The 16,184-nt window shown below is 67.1% G+C and carries 15 protein-coding genes; 4 read left to right on the top strand and 11 right to left on the bottom strand.

Annotated elements, in window-relative coordinates; translation table 11 throughout:
* Window positions 1–11: 11 nt before the first annotated feature.
* The 8 genes from ACVK00_RS26270 to ACVK00_RS26235 form a co-directional block, all read right to left on the bottom strand.
* The gene (locus ACVK00_RS26270) at window positions 12–1,283 is read right to left on the bottom strand and encodes a pilus assembly protein TadG-related protein (RefSeq protein WP_228910200.1); all 1,272 of its coding nucleotides are present in this window, start codon (window positions 1,281–1,283) and stop codon (window positions 12–14) included.
* Window positions 1,284–1,308: 25 nt separating this feature from the next.
* Complete coding sequence (locus tag ACVK00_RS26265) at window positions 1,309–1,605, bottom strand: hypothetical protein (RefSeq protein ID WP_228910201.1); 297 nt, start codon at window positions 1,603–1,605, stop codon at window positions 1,309–1,311.
* A 20-nt stretch (window positions 1,606–1,625) separates the two neighbouring features.
* Entirely contained in the window at window positions 1,626–3,605 is a 1,980-nt protein-coding gene (locus ACVK00_RS26260) for a type II and III secretion system protein family protein (RefSeq protein WP_228910202.1), read from the bottom strand.
* Between the two features lie 113 nt (window positions 3,606–3,718).
* Window positions 3,719–4,564, bottom strand: coding sequence for a Flp pilus assembly protein CpaB (gene cpaB, locus ACVK00_RS26255; RefSeq protein ID WP_284894096.1), 846 nt, complete (start codon window positions 4,562–4,564; stop codon window positions 3,719–3,721).
* Window positions 4,565–4,599: 35 nt separating this feature from the next.
* Window positions 4,600–6,000: a P-loop NTPase family protein gene (locus ACVK00_RS26250; RefSeq protein ID WP_228910204.1), complete on the bottom strand. Its 1,401-nt coding sequence runs from the start codon at window positions 5,998–6,000 to the stop codon at window positions 4,600–4,602.
* Between the two features lie 34 nt (window positions 6,001–6,034).
* Window positions 6,035–6,574, bottom strand: a complete 540-nt coding sequence (locus ACVK00_RS26245; RefSeq protein WP_284894180.1) for an A24 family peptidase — start codon at window positions 6,572–6,574, stop codon at window positions 6,035–6,037.
* A gap of 34 nt (window positions 6,575–6,608) precedes the next feature.
* A complete protein-coding gene (locus ACVK00_RS26240; RefSeq protein WP_228910205.1) occupies window positions 6,609–6,815 on the bottom strand; it encodes a Flp family type IVb pilin in 207 nt (68 codons plus the stop codon).
* A gap of 167 nt (window positions 6,816–6,982) precedes the next feature.
* Window positions 6,983–7,165: a Flp family type IVb pilin gene (locus ACVK00_RS26235; protein WP_228910206.1), complete on the bottom strand. Its 183-nt coding sequence runs from the start codon at window positions 7,163–7,165 to the stop codon at window positions 6,983–6,985.
* Window positions 7,166–8,202: 1,037 nt separating this feature from the next.
* On the opposite strand from ACVK00_RS26235, the gene ACVK00_RS26230 reads away from it, so the two are divergent.
* The 4 genes from ACVK00_RS26230 to ACVK00_RS26215 are packed head-to-tail and all read left to right on the top strand — an operon-like array spanning window position 8,203 to window position 12,284.
* Complete coding sequence (locus ACVK00_RS26230) at window positions 8,203–9,441, top strand: glycosyltransferase family 87 protein (RefSeq protein ID WP_284894179.1); 1,239 nt, start codon at window positions 8,203–8,205, stop codon at window positions 9,439–9,441.
* On the top strand, window positions 9,438–10,817 hold the full coding sequence (locus tag ACVK00_RS26225) for a glycosyltransferase family 87 protein (protein WP_284894094.1): 1,380 nt from the start codon (window positions 9,438–9,440) through the stop codon (window positions 10,815–10,817). The genes ACVK00_RS26230 and ACVK00_RS26225 overlap by 4 nt, the downstream gene beginning before the upstream one ends.
* A 24-nt stretch (window positions 10,818–10,841) precedes the next feature.
* Window positions 10,842–11,885, top strand: a complete 1,044-nt coding sequence (locus ACVK00_RS26220; protein WP_228910208.1) for a glycosyltransferase family 2 protein — start codon at window positions 10,842–10,844, stop codon at window positions 11,883–11,885.
* A 15-nt stretch (window positions 11,886–11,900) separates the two neighbouring features.
* Complete coding sequence (locus ACVK00_RS26215; RefSeq protein WP_354123356.1) at window positions 11,901–12,284, top strand: GtrA family protein; 384 nt, start codon at window positions 11,901–11,903, stop codon at window positions 12,282–12,284.
* Between the two features lie 181 nt (window positions 12,285–12,465).
* On the opposite strand, the gene ACVK00_RS26210 is transcribed toward ACVK00_RS26215, so the two are convergent.
* The 3 genes from ACVK00_RS26210 to ACVK00_RS26200 all read right to left on the bottom strand — a co-directional run bounded on the left by ACVK00_RS26210 (window position 12,466) and on the right by ACVK00_RS26200 (window position 16,165).
* Window positions 12,466–13,905, bottom strand: coding sequence for an MFS transporter (locus ACVK00_RS26210; RefSeq protein WP_284894093.1), 1,440 nt, complete (start codon window positions 13,903–13,905; stop codon window positions 12,466–12,468).
* 159 nt (window positions 13,906–14,064) lie between these two features.
* Entirely contained in the window at window positions 14,065–15,216 is a 1,152-nt protein-coding gene (locus ACVK00_RS26205) for a CaiB/BaiF CoA transferase family protein (protein WP_284894092.1), read from the bottom strand.
* Window positions 15,217–15,223: 7 nt separating this feature from the next.
* Entirely contained in the window at window positions 15,224–16,165 is a 942-nt protein-coding gene (locus ACVK00_RS26200) for a hydroxymethylglutaryl-CoA lyase (RefSeq protein WP_354123357.1), read from the bottom strand.
* Window positions 16,166–16,184 lie beyond the last annotated feature (19 nt).

The following is a 16,184-nucleotide window of genomic DNA, read 5'->3' as shown; positions in this document are numbered from 1 at the left end:
TCGCGTCTCCTCTATTGAACGAGCATCGGTACCTTGATACCGACCGAGCTGCCGCTGCCCGGCAGGCCGTGCGTCGCGCACGGCGTGCTGCCGGAGGCCGTGGAGCCGAGGTATTCGAGGTGCGCCACGACCCCGCCGGCTCCCGGGCTGAACGGCAGCGGATCGAGCATCAGCACGCAGTCCCACTGCGTGACGTGCACCTTGCCGCTGCTGCCCGACAGCGTCGAACAGTCGCCCTCGGGGGCCAGCGCGACCCGGCGGTCGCCGCCATACGTCTGGTAGTTGCTTGCCGTGACGGTCCCGTTGGTCGAGATGCCGCTGCCGGTGGGCGGCGTACCGTCGCCCTGGTAGGTCTTGAAGCTCGCGCGATCGAGCACGAACTGCGTGTACGCGTCGCCGACGATGCCCGGGGTTCCCGGCGGTCCGTATTTCGGGCCGACATACGCATAGCCGGTGAAGTCCGGCTGGCCGCTCGAGCCGTTGGCGCCGTTCGTGTAGATGCCGAAGCGGGTGTTCCAGGCGCGCAGCGACGCGGACTTCAGGCCCGTCGAACCGAGGTCCGGCGGCGACGTGATGTTGCAGGTGTTGCCGGACAGTTCGCCGGCGATGGTCGGCTCGTTCGTCGAACCATCGAGCGCCGCCCAGCCGAAGTTGCCGGGCCCGTACGTCGACGACGAGCCGGACGGCGACGAGATCCAGTCGCCGACCTTGTACGGCGCGGCGGACGCCGGCTTGCACACGAACACCGGAATCGCACAGGTGGTCTGCCCGGCCCCAACCGTCGCGATCGCGCTGGCCGCGACCTGCGCCGCGTTCGCGACCTGCAGGCCGGGAATCGTGTTGAGCACTTCGATGAACCAGTGCGCGATGTTGCTCAACTGCGCGGTGCACTTCACGTACTTGACGTTCGCCGGCGTGGCGACCGCCGTCTTGGTCAGGAACGGATTGGTCAGCGAATCGCTGAACGTGACGTTCGAATCCGTCTGCATCTGTACCGCGTTCTGCTGAAAGAACGCGAAATTCGCATGGCCGGCGGCGATGCCGTCGGCTTCCGCGACCTGCAGGCTGATGGCCGACGTCAGGTCGCGCGCGGCGGACAGCGCGCAGGCATCGGCGCTGTTCTGCAGTTCGCTGCGCGTGACGTACAGCTTGCCGAGGTCCAGCGCGAGACCGACGAACCCGATCATCATCGCCAGTGCGAGACCGACGATGATCGCGACGGCGCCTTGCTGACGATGCAGACCGCGACGCGTGAGCTTCGGATGACGAGCTGCGCTGGACATGGCGTTCTCCCTGAGCGTGCCTGTTTTATTGCGCCGACTTGCCGATGCCGATCACGAATGCATTGGCTTTCGGCTCGGGCTGCTTGAACGACTTGTCGTAGCTGTCGAGCGCGGACGCGGCGGCGCGGCCATCGACCCCCGGGTGCGCTGCCGCGTGTTCCCCGGCATGCGGATCGATGATCTGGGCCTGCGTGACGGCGCGGACCGAGTCGCCGAAGCGGCTGTCCCACACCGGGCTCGACGACATGCAGCCGGCGAGTGCGAACGCGAGCGGGACGGCAAGCGCCGCGCGGCGCACGAATACGAGGTAGGCGGATTTCATGAGCTTCCCCTTGGATAGCTTCAACGATCGGTGGACTGGGGTGCCGCGCTCGCCCGCGCGATCTGCGCATGGGCGGCCGGCACGCTGGGCGTCGGACGCGGCGCAGGTTTCGCGGGCGTGCCGGAGGCGGCCGCCGCGAGGCGCGCGGCTGCGGCTTCGATGCGCGCGATCCGCGCCGCACCGGCCGCATCGGCCTGCGGTTGTGCGGGCGATGGCGGCTGCGGCTGCGCGGCAGGCGTCGGCTCGGCGTTCACCGCCCCCGCTGCCTCGGCCGCTGCAGCCGCAGCTTTCTCCGGCTGGGCCGGCACCGGCGCCGGTGCCTCGGCAGGCTGCGGCGCACGCGGTGCGGGCAGTGCGGCGGCTGGCGCGGCCGGTGCGGCCGGTGCGGCCGATTGCGGCGCGGGAGCCGGTGCCGGCGTCTGCGGTGCATCCGTCGCGTTGTTCGACGGTTGCACGGCCGCCTTGCGGACACCCTTGCGGCCTTCCATGTTGCCGGTCGCGTACACGTCGGCTTCGCTCGGCTTCGAGAAGCTGTCGGTCGGCAACGGCACGTCGGCGGTCTGCAGCGGCCTCACCAGGTGCGGCGTGATCAGGAAGATCAGCTCGGTGCGGTCCTGCTGGAACGACGTGCTGCGGAACAGCGCGCCGAGCACGGGCACTTCGCCGACGCCCGGGATCGCCTTCAGCGCGCCGGTCGCGTTGTCCTTGATCAGCCCGCCGATCGCGAACGATTCGCCGTCGCTCATCTGGACCGTCGTCGACGCACGCCGGGTCGTGATCAGCGGCAGGATCGACGTGCCGCCGATGTTGGTCGCGCTCAGCGTGACGCCCGTCTGCGACAGCTCCGACACTTCCGGCGCCACCTTCAGGCTGATCCGGCCGTTCGCGAGCACCGTCGGCGTGAACTTCAGCGCGACGCCGAACTCCTCTTCCTGCAGCGTGATCGACGACGTGCCGTTGCCGCTGCTCTGCGGTATCGGGATGAAGATCTTGCCGCCGGCAAGGAACGTCGCCTCCTGGCCGCTGATCGTCACGAGGTTGGGCTCCGCGAGGATCTTGACGAGGTTGTCGGTGTTCTGCACGTCGGCCGCGACGCGGAACGGCTTGTTGTTCGCCTTGTTGAAGATCGCGCCGCTTGCAACGCCCGCGAGCAGGTTGCTGACGAGCGCACCGCTCCACGAGCCGAAGCCGCCCTGGATGTTGAATGCGCTGCCCATCTGGTTGATCAGCGTCTTCGACACTTCGGCGACCTTCACCTCGAGCATCACCTGCTGCGGCGACGTGACGGCCAGCATGTTCAGCACGCCGGCGCCCTTGCCGGCCCCGCCGCCGTCACCGGCGCTGTCGCTGTACGCATGGGCGATCTGCACGGCCTGCTGCGCGGCCTGCGAGTTCGACACGTTGCCTGCCAGCACGATCGTGCCGGCGGCGGTCGACACGTGAATGTCGCGCTCGCCCGGCATCAGCTGCTGCAGCGACGCCTGCAGGCCGCCGGCGTCCGCGCCGACCGCCACGTCGATCACGCGGCACGCACCGCTCCTGCCCTGCACGATCATGTTGGTCGTGCCGACCGACAGCCCGAGGATGTACAGCGTCTGCGGCGACACCATCGTCGCCTGCGCGACGGCCGGGTTGCCGATGGTGCGGTTGCGCACCGGCTCCGGCATCGGCACGAGCAGCGACTTGCCGAGCGGCACGCTGACGCTGGTCGCATCACGCACCGCACCCACGCAGTTCGGCCCGCGCATCGGCGCCGCCGACGCGGCGGCCGCGGCGGCCGGCGCCGGCGCCATGCTGATCGTCATCTGCATCGGCCCCTTCGCGACGGCGGCCGGTGCGCTGGCACCGCCCTTCATCAGCGCAGCCGATTCGGCGCCTTCCTGGGCCAGTGCGCTGTACACGGTCAGCGTTCCTGCACAGAGGATCGCGGCCATCATCGCGCCCCGTGCGATGCGCGTGCGCACCGGGCCGGTACCTGAGTATTGCGGATTGATCTTCATTTCGTCTGATCCCCCGAGTGACCGGCGAGACGCCGGCTTTTGCCTTGCAAGGCCGCCGTGCCCTGACGGCGGCCGATCTGGTTAATCTGGTTATCTGGATGTGTTTTGCGTGTTCAGAAACATTCGACGCTGCCGTGCACGCCCGTCAGCACACCGACGCAATCGCGGCGCGCCTCCGGTGCGGCGTGCGACGCGACATGCACGCGCACGGTCCGTACGTGTGCGGGTGCCGGTGCGGGCGTCGCGTCGGGTACCGGGGCCTTGCCGAGCAACGTCAGCTTGGTTGCGCCGTCGGTGGTCCGCGTCTTCTGGTCGACCTGGTTGCGCAGCACGAGCGACAGCGTGCCGACGCTGCGCGCGAGGTCGAGGCGTTCGGCCTGATCGGGCGTGACTTCGAGCGTCACCGCGTTGACGACCTTCGGTGCGGTGTCGTCGCGGCTGACCTGCTGCGCGACGGCGAGCACGAGGATGTGCTCGAGCACGATCTTCGAGATGCTCTGCCCGTCGGTCTTGCCCTGCTGTTCCTGCGTGTTGACGATCACGTCGACGTAGTTGCCCGGCAGCGCGAAGCCCGCGACGCCGACCACGTCGTTCACGCGCACGGTGATCGCGCGGCTGCCGTCGGCAATCACCGCGGACAGCCCGCCCTTCGTGCCGACCGGCGCGAGCTTCGACTCGATCACCGGCTCGCCGCGGGCGAGGCTCGTGCGCACGACGCGCCCTTCGAGTTCCTTCGTGTCGGCGAACGCGCCGGTCGGCACGCTGCCCGACGGCCAGCTCACCATGTGGATCTGGTTCGGCCCGAGCGGCTCGCCCAGGTTCAGGTCGGTGGTCGCCACCGCGACCGACGTGACCGAGCTGCTGGAGGTATTCATCAGCCAGCGGGACGCGAACACGACCGCGGCAAGCCCCGCGACCATCGCGATGATCAGCATCAAGAGCGCTCGACTGTTTTTCATGGCAATGCTCCTCAACGAATCGTGAAAGAAACGGCTCAACCGGTTATGTACGTGCGCCCGCCGTGCTCGACAGGCGGCGGATGCACGCCGTCGCGCTCGGGCGCCGAGCCGAAATAGCTGGCCCATGCGTCGTACAGCGCGTCGTGCGTCACTTCGGGCGGATCGCCGCGATACCGCGCGCCGGCGGCGACGAGGCGCAGCAGATCCATCGGGAAGCATGCGAGATAGGCCTTGCCGCTCGGCAGGTGCAGCCGGTACAGCAGATAGTCGAATGCGTCGTGCGCCGGCACCAGCCCGAGCGACGCGCATGCGGCATCGAACACCGTGCGGTAGTGGTCGATCGACAACGCGCCGACGTGAAGCTTGGAACCGAGCCGGCGCAGGAACGCGTCGTCGGCGAACTGCTCCGGCGCCAGGTTGCTCGAGAACACCGGCCAGACGTCGAACGGCAGCACGAGACGATTGCCGGACTCGAGCGTCAGGAAATCGACGCCGCGGTCGAGCGGGCGCAGCCAGCGGTTGAGCAGGTCGCGCGGCTCGACGCGCTGGCGGCCGAGATCGTCGACGATGTACATGCCCATGTTCGCCTTCATGTGCGGCGGCGCCTGGTAGAAGCCCGCCCCTTCGTCTCGGCGCAGGTCGAGCTCGTCGAGCGTCAGCTCGCCGCCGGACATCACGACCGGCCGCTCGCACAGGCACCAGCGGCGATCGACCGATTGGCCGTCGGCTTGCGACGCCGCGTCGACATGCACGATGGGGTCGTAGATCTGGATCACTTCGCCGGCGGCGTAAATGGCATGCGGCACCGGCACGTGGCCGCCCATCAGCGCGCCGAGCCGCTCCGCGAGGAAGGTCTTGCCGCTGCCGGCGGGGCCGTGGATCAGCAGCGGACGGCCGGCGTTGAGCGCGGCGGCCGCCGAATCGAGGATCGCCGTGTCCATGACGACGCCTTCGAATACGGCCCACACGTCGTTCTGGGCCACGCGCAGCTTGCGCACCGAATGGGTCGACACACAGTCGAGATACGCGTCGAGCGTCACCGGCGCGGGTCCGCTGTAACTGCTGCGCGAACGCTCTTCGAGCGCGAGCACGCGGCCCGCGTCGGTCAGGCGGAACGTCACGTCGAGGTCCGTCTTGCCGCGATGGGTCAGTTCGACCAGATGCTCGCGCACCAGGAACGCGAAGACATCGTCGAGCACCGCGAGCGGCAGGCAGTGGCGCTCGATCAGGACGCCGTACGACGGGCGACCGAGCACCAGCGTCGACTTCAGCACGAGCCCTGCGACGAACGCCTGGGTCAAGCCGGTTTCCTCGAGCGAGCGCGGCGCCGGCGGCAGCAGCGCGCCCGGTTTCGCATGCACCTCCCGCGACGGCGGCGGATACGGCAGGTGTGCAACCTGCGCGTCGCGTTTCGGTTCGGTGGGGATCGTGTTCATGTGCGTTTCATCCTCGTTGCGGGTTCGTCACGCTCTATACAGACGAAACGAACAGCATGCCCAGCGTGCCGGCGGCAATCGCCACGCCATACGGCAACGCGCCAACCGACGCGACTTCCACGGGGCCGTCGGTTGCCCCTGCATACGCGCCGGTCGCGCGGTGCGCAATCAGTGCCCACACGTTCGCGCACATCTGGCGCATGCGTCCGCGCAGCAGCGCAAAGCCGATCGCGCCGATCCCGCCGACCAGAAAGGTGGCCAGCACGATGTAGAACGTCATCTGCGCGCCGACCCATGCGCCGATCGCGAGCATCAGCTTCACGTCGCCTGCAGCCATTCCGCGCAGCAGATAGAACGGCAGCAGCAGGCCGAAGCCGGTCGCCGCGCCCGCCAGCCACGCAAGCGCACCTGCCTGGATGCCGTGCAGCGCGCACTGTGCGATCAGCGCGCCGACCAGACCGAGCGCGACGAGCCGGTTCGGGATGCGTCGGCTCGTGATGTCGGTGCTGGCCGCGACGATCGCGAGCAGCGTCACGCACAACGGAACCGGGTAAGGCAGCGCGGCAGGCAGCAACATGGCGAACCTCGATTGGACGTAATGTCAGGGATCACTGACCCAGTGCGGTATTGACCGCATCGGTCACGACCGACGCGATCATGTTGTACGTGTCGTCAAGCGAGCCTCCCAGCGTCATTACGCTTGCCATGACGACGGTGGCGACCAGCGCCGCGATCAACGCATACTCGATCGACGTCACGCCCTGGTCGTCGCCGATCCATCGCAATACCGATACCGCGCGTTCCCTGGCCCGCATGGCGGCCTCCGATTCGGTCGATCAAGGAGCGGGGGAGGCTCGAGCACTGCACCGGCCGAGCCATCCGCCGTTCGTTCCATCCGACATCTGTTGGGGTTGCGTCCGGCCCTGCACGCGTGACGGGATGGCGACGAACGGGCCGGACCCACCGTTCGTCGCCCCGCCATTCAGATGGCCGCGTTGAGATCGTCTGCAACCGTGTTGAAGACGTCGTTGAGGTCTTTGCCGACCAACGTCAGTGCTGCAACGAGGGTGACGGCGATCAGTGCGGCGATCAGGCCGTATTCGATGGCCGTCACACCTTGTTCGTCTTGGACGAAACCGCGGACCTTCTGGATGAACTTGGACATGGCTCTTCTCCTTTCGCACTACTATGAAAATCCCGTTGTCGGGGATCGACGCGGGGAGCGGGGTACTACCGGCACAACAAAGCGATTCGGATGCTGCGCTCAGCAACAGGCACGGCAGTTGTCGAGACTGTCCGGGCGAGCGTATGTCGGTGAGCTGGAGCGGGCGATGCGCATGCGCGATTCGATCGGCGAGACGCGACGATCGAGCGGAACGGAACGACTGCCGTCCGGCGCATGGATTCGAATTGAACGGGTGACGCAAGCGCGTCGATGCTGCTGCGGGTCTTCTGCGCGGCATGCAAGCCGCGGCGTGCTCTGGTCTTTCATTTTTATTCCCCAATGCTGTCATGTGATTCTTGTAGCGCGGACGATGCCGTCGCCTATTTGCTCGGTCGACGTTTCCGGCGGTTTTCAAGGCCTGGGCGGCGTATTCCCCGACGCGCCCTCGATCCGTTGCTTTCCGCAGGTGATTCAGTCCGGTTGGGTGAGTCCGTTGCTTGAACCGGTCATTCATCACATCGTCGACTGTCGTGCGGACCTTGACGCAAAGAGCAGGCCAGCCGGAAAGAAAGCCAGGCGCAGCAAGGGTTCGGGCCATTCGCCCGCCAGTCGGGCCTCGGCGCCATGCGCGAAATGTTTCAGATTTGATATACGCGTTCCGGTCGCCATGGCGTGCCGGCCTGAGCGCCGCCGTGCTGTGCAAGGCACCAAAAAATTTTCTCGGGATTTTCCCGAATGCGCGAAGCCGCTCCCCGGACGCTGGTTCCGAGACGTGCCGGACCGGCCAAAAACCCGGAATGTTTCAAGCGAGAAACATCATTTGCGCCGGCGCGGTTTTTTCAGACGTAAAAACCCGGTTTTCAGCCCTGTCGCCGCCAAATCGATATTTCACGATTCAGCCCGCGGTTTGCGTCACGAGATTTTTTCTCCAACAATGCATTCACCGGACAGCGCCATTGAATGCGATTCGCTCCGGATACACGACAACACAAAAAGGCTGCGGCACACCATGCGGCCTTCACTGCAAACGGGGCATCATGTACACAGCCAATCGTGGAGTGCGCTATCGCGCCAAACGCTGTGCTCAATGGCTGACAGCGGACCGGATCATTCCGTACAGCTGCATCATGCTGATGCTCTGTGTTGGATTCCTGATCACCTGGGGCGCCGTCACGAATACCTTCACATCGCAGACCACCGCCCGGCCGGGCGTCGACTTCTCCGTCTTCTGGACCGCCTCGCAACTCGTGCTGCAAGGCCATGCCGCAGCGATCTACGATCCGGTCTTCTTCTCCCATGCCGAGGTAGCGCAGTTCGGTGGCTATTTGGGTCGCCAATCGCTGCCTTGGCTCTATCCGCCGACGATGCTGCTGTTCGTCGCGCCGATTGCCCTCGTGCCTTTCCTGCCCGCGTATTTCCTCTTTTTTGCGGGCAGCCTTTTATGCTATGCGTACGCCGTCTTGCGACTGTCGGGCCTGCGTGCGTACCTGCCCGTTCCGCGCGCCGCCGCGCTCGTCGTGCTCGCCTATTCCGGCGTGTTCGCGTCCGTCCTGTACGGGCAGAACAGCATCCTGACCGCCGGTATCGCCGCGCTCGCGCTGCATTTCCTCGGCCGACGCCCGATCGTCGCCGGCGTGCTGATCGGGCTGCTCGCCATCAAGCCTCAGATGGCGATCGTGTTTCCGTTCGTGCTGATCGCGGCGCGTGCATGGCGCACCTTCGCGGCGGCCGCGCTCACGACCACGCTGTTCGTGGTGGCGGGCATAGCGCTGACCGGCACCAGCTCGCTGACCGGCGTGGCCCACGCGATGTCGATCGTGCGCGGCATGCATTTCACCCTGCCTGCCTACTGGTTCGTTTCACCGACGACGTTCGCGGCGCTGCGGCTCGCGGGTGCATCGATCCCGATCGCGCTCGTCGCGCAAGCCGCCGTCGGACTGCTCGCCATCGCAGCCGCCGTCCATGTGTGGCGCCGCACGACCGACATGCGGCTGTGCGGCGCGGCGCTGGCGGTCGCCGCGCTGTTGACGACACCCTATCTGTGGAGTTACGAACTGGCGTGGCTCGGCATCGCGGTCTTCTGCGTGATCGCCCACGGACTGGAAGACGGCTGGCTGCCGGGAGATCAGATCGTGATCGTGCTCGCGTGGCTGCTGCCGATATTCGAGGTGTTCAACCGGATAACGAAGCTGCCGCAGATCGGCCCGATCGTGCTGCTCGCCGTCCTGTTCGTCGTCGTGCGTCGCGCCAACCTTGCACCTCGGAGCGCACCATGAAATCACCGCTCTCCCTCATGCACGCGGATTCAGCAATGGACGCCCATCCGGAGCTGCCGATCGCCGGCCCGCGCCGTTTCCCGCATTGGCTCAATCGCGATCGGGTGCGCCTCTATGCGGCAGCGGTATTGTTTACCGAACTGCTGTTCATGTTCGTGTATCTCGCGCGCGTACATTGGTCGCAAACATCCCTGCCTGAACCCCTGGCACAGGATGTCGCGCCGATCTGGGGCGCCGCGTGGCTCGCCGCGCACGGCCTCGGGATCAACGCGTGGAACCTGCCGTCGCTGTTCGAGGTCGAGAAGGTCGCGCTCCCGCTGATGAACGCCGGGAACGGCTCGCTGCCGTGGCTCTACCCGCCCACGATGCTGATGTTCGTGCTGCCGCTCGGCTGGCTGCCGTACATGTTCGCGGTGGTGCTGTGGCTGGGCGCCACCTACGCGCTGTTCGTGACGACGATCCGCGCAACCGTACAGCGCGAGGGCGCGCTGCTCTGCGCGCTCGCGTTCCCCGGCGCGTTTCTCGCAGTGATCGTCGGGCAGACAAGCCTGCTGACCGCGACGCTCGCAGGCGTCGGGCTGCTGACGCTGAATCGCCGCCCCGTCATCGCCGGCATCTGCTTCGGCTTGCTGACGATGAAGCCGCAGATGGCGGTGCTGTTTCCGCTCGCGCTGCTGTGCGCCGGACAATGGCGTGCGCTGGCCGCATGGGTCGCGACGATTGCCAGCGGCTTCGCGCTGTCGACGCTGATGTTCGGCTTCGACGCCTGGGTCGCATTCGCGCACGGCTTGCACGCCGCATACCAGATCGTCGGGGCCGGCCACGCGCGGCTCGCGCGCATGCCGACCGTGTTCGTGCTTGCCACCGGTCTCGGCTGGCCCCATTCCGTCGCGCTCGGCCTGCAGCTGCTGTCGGCCGCGGCCGCCGCGTTCGCCGTCATGTACGCGTGGCGCGGGGCATGTTCGTATGCGCTGCGCGCCGCGACGCTCGCGTGCGCGTCCCTGGTCGTCGGTCCCTATCTGTACGACTACGACCTGACCTGGTACGGGCTCGTGATCGCGTGGTACGCACGCTATGCGTGGACGCACGGCTGGCGGCGCTTCGATCGTGAATGGCTGCTGCTGCTGTGGGTGATGCCGCTCGCCGGCCTGCTGGTCGTGCCGCACCTGTCGTTCCAGTTCATGCCGCTCGTCACGCTCGCATCGCTGGCGCTGCTCGTCGCCCGGATTGCACAGGAAAGACACGACGCGCCGTCGATGCCCGACGCGCGCGACCACTCGACCGAGACCGGCTTCACGCATCCGGTCCGATCGCACCACCGCCCGGCGCACGGACTGCGCCGCATCGGCCGCGCGAGCTTCCGCGCCGATCGCTGACACGTGACTACAGGGGAAACCATCATGCGCGAATCACTCTACACGCCGCTCGTCTCGCTGGTCGTGCCGTTCTACAACGAAGGCGAAGCCGTCGAACGCTTCTTCGACGTCGTGATTCCGTTGATGGCCGGCCTCGACGCGATCCGCTTCGAGATCGTCTGCGTCAACGACGGCAGCCGCGACGACACGCTCGAACGCCTGATCCGGATCAGCATGAGCGACCGCCGGGTGCGCGTCATCGATCTCACGCGCAACTTCGGCAAGGAAGCGGCGCTGACGGCAGGCCTCGACGAAGCCGCCGGCGACGCCGTGATCCCGCTCGACGCCGACCTGCAGGATCCGCCGAGCCTGATTCCGGTGATGCTCGAGCACTGGCGCGACGGGGTGGAAGTCGTCGCCGCGAAGCGCAGCAACCGCGCATGCGATTCGTTCGCGAAGCGCACCGCCGCCGCGATCTACTACCGCGTCCACAACCTGCTGTCGGACGTGAAGCTGCCGGAGAACGTCGGCGACTTCCGGCTGATGGATCGCAAGGTCGTGAACGCGCTGCGCAGCCTGCCGGAGCGGCATCGCTTCATGAAGGGGCTGTTCGCGTGGGTCGGCTACCAGACCGTGATCATCGAGTACCAGCGCGAAGCGCGCAGCGCCGGGCACTCGAAGTTCTCCGGATGGAAGCTGTGGAACTTCGCGCTCGAGGGGATCACGAGCTTCAGCACCGTGCCGCTGCGCAGCTGGACCTATATCGGCCTGGGCATCGCCGCGCTCTCCTTCCTGTACGGCGCGTTCATCGTCGGCCGTACGCTGCTGTTCGGCAACCCGGTGCTCGGCTATGCGTCGCTGCTGTCGGTCACGCTGTTCATCGGCGGGATCGAGCTCATCGGCATCGGCGTGGTCGGCGAGTACATCGGACGCATCTACGACGAGTCGAAGCAACGTCCCGTCTATCTGATTCGCCGCCGCTACGAGGCGCACGCCAAGGTGATCGAGCTGCCGGTCGCGCGCGATACGCGGCGCACGGCCGCACGCCGCCGCGTCCAGCCAGCCCGCGTGCGGGTCGGCGCACGCTGACCGGCGGAGATCGCGATGTTCGAACTGCTCTGCGTGGAGCGCGTGCGGCTCGCGCGCTTCGGCCTGTCCGGACTCGGCTCGACCGCGCTGCACGTGCTGGTCGCATCCGCGATGTATGCGCTATTCGATGCGACGCAGGTGTTCGCGAACGCCGTCGCGTTCGTGTGCGCGACGGCGTTCTCGTATCTCGCGAATACGCTGTGGAGCTTCTCGTCGACGGTGCATTCGCGCAACCTGGTGCGCTATCTGACGGTCGCGCTGGCCGGCTTCGCCGAAACGATGCTGCTCGCGCGCGTTGCCGAACTGCTCGACGTGCCGCGCGGCTGGGCCATCGTCGCGATCGCGCTGCTGATCCCGCCGACGATGTTCGTGATGCATCGGGTGTGGACGTATCGGTAAAGTTTTACGGCGGCAAGCGCGCCGCCGCCCTTCGAGATGCCTTCATGCAGGATCTGCGGCGCCCGCGTGGGCTCGCCGGCCGGGCGCGACGTTCAGCGTATTGAGCGAGACGTTGCTGGCTCGGCGCCAGCGGCGAGCCCGGACCGCGCGCCCGCGCGTCCGCACCCGCCGCAACGGTCCATCAACGGTTCAGTTCCTCGAGGCGCAGGCCGTTGGTCTTCGGCCCGAAGAACCCGATCGATACCGCGACCGCCAGCATGCACGCCGTGATGCCGGCGAATACCCCGGGCAATCCGAAATCCCGGAGCAGGAACGCGATCGAAAAACCCGACATCATCGCGCCAACCCGGCTGGCCGAGTACACGATCCCGTTGGCCCGGCACCGCACGGCGGTCGGGAACAACTCTGCCTGGTAAGCGTGGTAGCAGACCGAGATGATCTGGCCGGCGAAGCTGATCAGCACGCCGAGCAGGATGAGCGGCACCACGGCCCTGACCTGCGCGAACGCCGTCCCGCATACGATCACGACCAGCGCGCCGCCGACGATCAGGTATTTGCGCTGGATCCGGTCGGCGACGGCCATCGCCAGCAGCGGCCCGACCGGCAACGCGAACGCGATGATGAACGAATAGAGCAGGCTTTTCGTGACCGTGATGCCCTGGCTGATCAACAGCGTCGGCACCCAGTTCGCAAAACCGTAATAGCCAATCGCCTGGCAGAAGTTGAAGACGATCAGCATCACGAGACGCGAACGATACGGCGGCTGCCACAACTCCGCGAGCGATGCGCGTCGATGCCGCGGCTGTTCGACGATCGGCGACGGCGCCGGCAGCGGCTGCCCCGACTGACGTTCGACGATCGCCTCGATGTGCCGCACGATCGCGTCGCTCCTGTCGACCTGTCCGTGCATCGCGAGCCACCGCGGACTCTCCGGCACGCCGCGCCGGATGAACCACACCAGCAACGCGCCGAGCGCGCCCGCGAGCACCACGACGCGCCATCCGTCGATGCCGAACACCGTGGTCGGCACCAGCCAGTACGACAGGATCGCGGCGACCGGCGCCGCCGCGAACATCACGCTCTGGTTGAACGCCATCGCGCGGCCGCGCATCTGCTGCGGGACGAGTTCCGTCACGTAGCTGTCGATCGTGATGATCTCGACCCCGACGCCGATCCCGGTGATGAAGCGCCAGAGGATCATGCCTTCGGCGGTCGTCTGACATGCCATGATCACCGAGCCGATCGAATACCAGAGCAGCGACACCGTGAACACCGCGCGCCGGCCGTAGCGATCGGGCATCCAGCCCAGCCCGAACGTACCGACGAACAGGCCGGCAAACGTCGCGGCGATGAAGCCGGCGATCCCGGTGAAGCCGAAAAACGCGTGCGTGGTGGTTTGCAGCACGCCGCTCTTCGCCATGCCCGGCGCGATATAGCCGGTGAAGATCAAATCGTAGACTTCGAAAAAGCCGCCCAGTGAAATCAGCAGCACCAGCATCCACAAATGGCGGGTGATCGGCAGGCGATCCATGCGCGCGGCGATCGCGGCGCCCGGCATGACGTCGACATCGATGAAGGGCGAATCATGCGGACGCGAATCCGCGGTGACGGTGGGCTGCATGTCTGTCTCCTGATACGGCGAATGTCGACGGCCTTGTTGTTCGATCGTGGTCCGTCTGCCGGTGTTGCGCGCCGCGCACGTCATGCGCGGCGCGCGGTTCTCAACGTTTTTTTGCTGCAACTCCTCGACGGATCGGCTCGCTGCCGAGGCGGTAGCGGGTCATGCGGCCGCGCGGCCGGTCAGCCGCGAAAGAATCTCGTGCGTGTGTTCGCCGACCCGGGCCAGCGCCTGCCGGACGCCCGGCCGGCGGCCGCCCATCGTCAACGGCAGCAGGACGACGTCGGTCGTCGTGCCGTCGTCGGCCTCCATCGGCACGAGGCCGCCGCTGGCCTTCAGATGCGGATCGTCGAGCAATTGCTCCGGTCGCACGATCGGTGCATACGGAATGCCCGCGGCTTCGAGCTTCGGCGTCAGTTCGTCGACCCGGTGGCCCTTCAGGATGTCACCGAGAACGTCGAGCAATGCCGGCCGGACCGCCACCCGCAACGCGTTGCTGGCAAAGCGCGGTTCGGCGGGCAGATCCGGCCGGCCGAGCACGTCGCACAGCGTGACGAACTGCTTGTCGCTGACGGCGCCGATGAACAGCTGCTCGTCGTCGGCAAGCGTGAACACGTCGTACACGCTCCATGCGGACACGCGTGCGGGCATCGGCGGCGGCGCTTCATGCGTCATTGCATACTGCTGCATGTGCTGCGCGCAGAGGAACACGCAGTTCTCGAAGAGTGCGCTTTGCACTTCCTGGCCGCGCCCGGTGACTTCCCGTTCGCGCAGCGCGGCGAGCACGCCGATCGCACCGAACATGCCGCCCATGATGTCGTTGACCGACGTTCCCGCGCGCAACGGCCGGCCCACCGGCCCCGTCATGTACGACAGCCCGCCCATCATCTGCACGACTTCGTCGAGCGCGAGCCGCTTCTCGTACGGCCCGGGCAGGAAGCCCTTGTGCGACACATAAACAAGCCGCGGGAACGCCTTCGACAGCGTGTCGTAGTCCAGACCAAGTTTCGTCATCAGGCCCGGACGAAAATTCTCGAGCATCACGTCGCAGGTGCCGATCAGTTCGACCGCGGCGTCCTTGCCTTCCGGCGTGTTGATGTCGAGGACGACGCTCTTCTTGTTGCGGTTGAAGGTCCGGAAGAAGCCGATGCCGAGGCCCGGCAGCGTGCGGGTCTTGTCGCCGCCGGGCGGCTCGATCTTGATGACCTCCGCGCCGAGATCCGCGAGGATCATCCCGCACGTCGGCCCCATGACCATGTGCGTGAACTCGATCACGCGCACGCCGTCGAGCGGCAGTCTTGCGTTGGTTTCCATGAAGTCCTCAGGCATTGAGCGCGATCGACGCGCGATGGGTTTTCGGCAGGCCGGCTCGCCACAGCGCACCGTGCAGCGATTCGCCGTCGAGCCAGCGCGCGACCTTGGCGCGCAGCGCCAGCAGCGCCGGCAGGTCGATGCCGGTGTCGATGCCCATGTCGGCGAGCATGAACGCCAGGTCTTCGCTCGACGCATTGCCGCTTGCGCCCGGCGCGTGCGGGCATCCGCCGATGCCGGCGAGCGTCGCGTCGAAACGCGCGACGCCGGTTTCGAGCGCGGCATAGACGTTGGCGAGCGCGAGGCCGCGCGTATCGTGGAAGTGACCGCAAAAGAAGCGATCGCCGGCGACGCGACGCGCCCGCTCGAACAGCGCGCGCACGGCAGCCGGCCCCGCGTAGCCGACCGTATCGGCGAGGCTGACGCGATCCGCGCCCGCATCGAGCAACGCCTGCATGCAGCGCAGGACTTCGTCCGGTTCGACGCGCCCCTGGGTCGTGCAGCCGAATGCCGTGCCGATGCCGCCTTCGATCAGCGTCGTCGAGCCGGCGGCATCGCGCTCGGCGCGGATGCGCGCGACCTCGGCGACGACTTCATCGGGCGTCTTGCGCAGGTTCGCGAGGCTGTGTTCGCGGCTCGCGGACAACGGCACGAGCAGCAGGTCGGCGCCGGTTTCGAGCGCGCGCTGCGCGCCTTTCAGGTTTGGCACCAGCACCGATACGGCGAGGCCCGGCAGCGTTTTCGCGTACGCGACGAGTTCGGCGGTATCCGCCAGTTGCGGCAGCAGCCGCGCCGGCACGAAGGAGCCGACTTCGATCTCGCGCTGGCCGGCCGCGTAGGCGCCGGCGATCCATTCGAGCTTGCGCGCGGTCGGCAGAACGGCCTGGATGCTTTGCAGGCCGTCGCGCAATCCGACCTCGCGAATCACGACGTGGGGGGGAAAAGAAGGCATGGCGTGGCTGTCTCCGCAA

It is taken from the genome of Burkholderia sp. PvR073, assembly GCF_054055695.1.
Note: the sequence above shows the minus strand (reverse complement) of the source record. Positions and strands in the feature narration are given on the sequence as shown.

Bases quoted from the DNA above. Each gene is read 5' to 3' on its own strand.
- ACVK00_RS26270 (WP_228910200.1), bottom strand. From the start codon at position 1,283: ATGTCCAGCGCAGCTCGTCATCCGAAGCTCACGCGTCGCGGTCTGCAT.
- ACVK00_RS26265 (WP_228910201.1), bottom strand. From the start codon at position 1,605: ATGAAATCCGCCTACCTCGTATTCGTGCGCCGCGCGGCGCTTGCCGTC.
- ACVK00_RS26260 (WP_228910202.1), bottom strand. From the start codon at position 3,605: ATGAAGATCAATCCGCAATACTCAGGTACCGGCCCGGTGCGCACGCGC.
- cpaB (WP_284894096.1), bottom strand. From the start codon at position 4,564: ATGAAAAACAGTCGAGCGCTCTTGATGCTGATCATCGCGATGGTCGCG.
- ACVK00_RS26250 (WP_228910204.1), bottom strand. From the start codon at position 6,000: ATGAACACGATCCCCACCGAACCGAAACGCGACGCGCAGGTTGCACAC.
- ACVK00_RS26240 (WP_228910205.1), bottom strand. From the start codon at position 6,815: ATGCGGGCCAGGGAACGCGCGGTATCGGTATTGCGATGGATCGGCGAC.
- ACVK00_RS26235 (WP_228910206.1), bottom strand. From the start codon at position 7,165: ATGTCCAAGTTCATCCAGAAGGTCCGCGGTTTCGTCCAAGACGAACAA.
- ACVK00_RS26230 (WP_284894179.1), top strand. From the start codon at position 8,203: ATGTACACAGCCAATCGTGGAGTGCGCTATCGCGCCAAACGCTGTGCT.
- ACVK00_RS26225 (WP_284894094.1), top strand. From the start codon at position 9,438: ATGAAATCACCGCTCTCCCTCATGCACGCGGATTCAGCAATGGACGCC.
- ACVK00_RS26220 (WP_228910208.1), top strand. From the start codon at position 10,842: ATGCGCGAATCACTCTACACGCCGCTCGTCTCGCTGGTCGTGCCGTTC.
- ACVK00_RS26215 (WP_354123356.1), top strand. From the start codon at position 11,901: ATGTTCGAACTGCTCTGCGTGGAGCGCGTGCGGCTCGCGCGCTTCGGC.
- ACVK00_RS26210 (WP_284894093.1), bottom strand. From the start codon at position 13,905: ATGCAGCCCACCGTCACCGCGGATTCGCGTCCGCATGATTCGCCCTTC.
- ACVK00_RS26205 (WP_284894092.1), bottom strand. From the start codon at position 15,216: ATGGAAACCAACGCAAGACTGCCGCTCGACGGCGTGCGCGTGATCGAG.
- ACVK00_RS26200 (WP_354123357.1), bottom strand. From the start codon at position 16,165: ATGCCTTCTTTTCCCCCCCACGTCGTGATTCGCGAGGTCGGATTGCGC.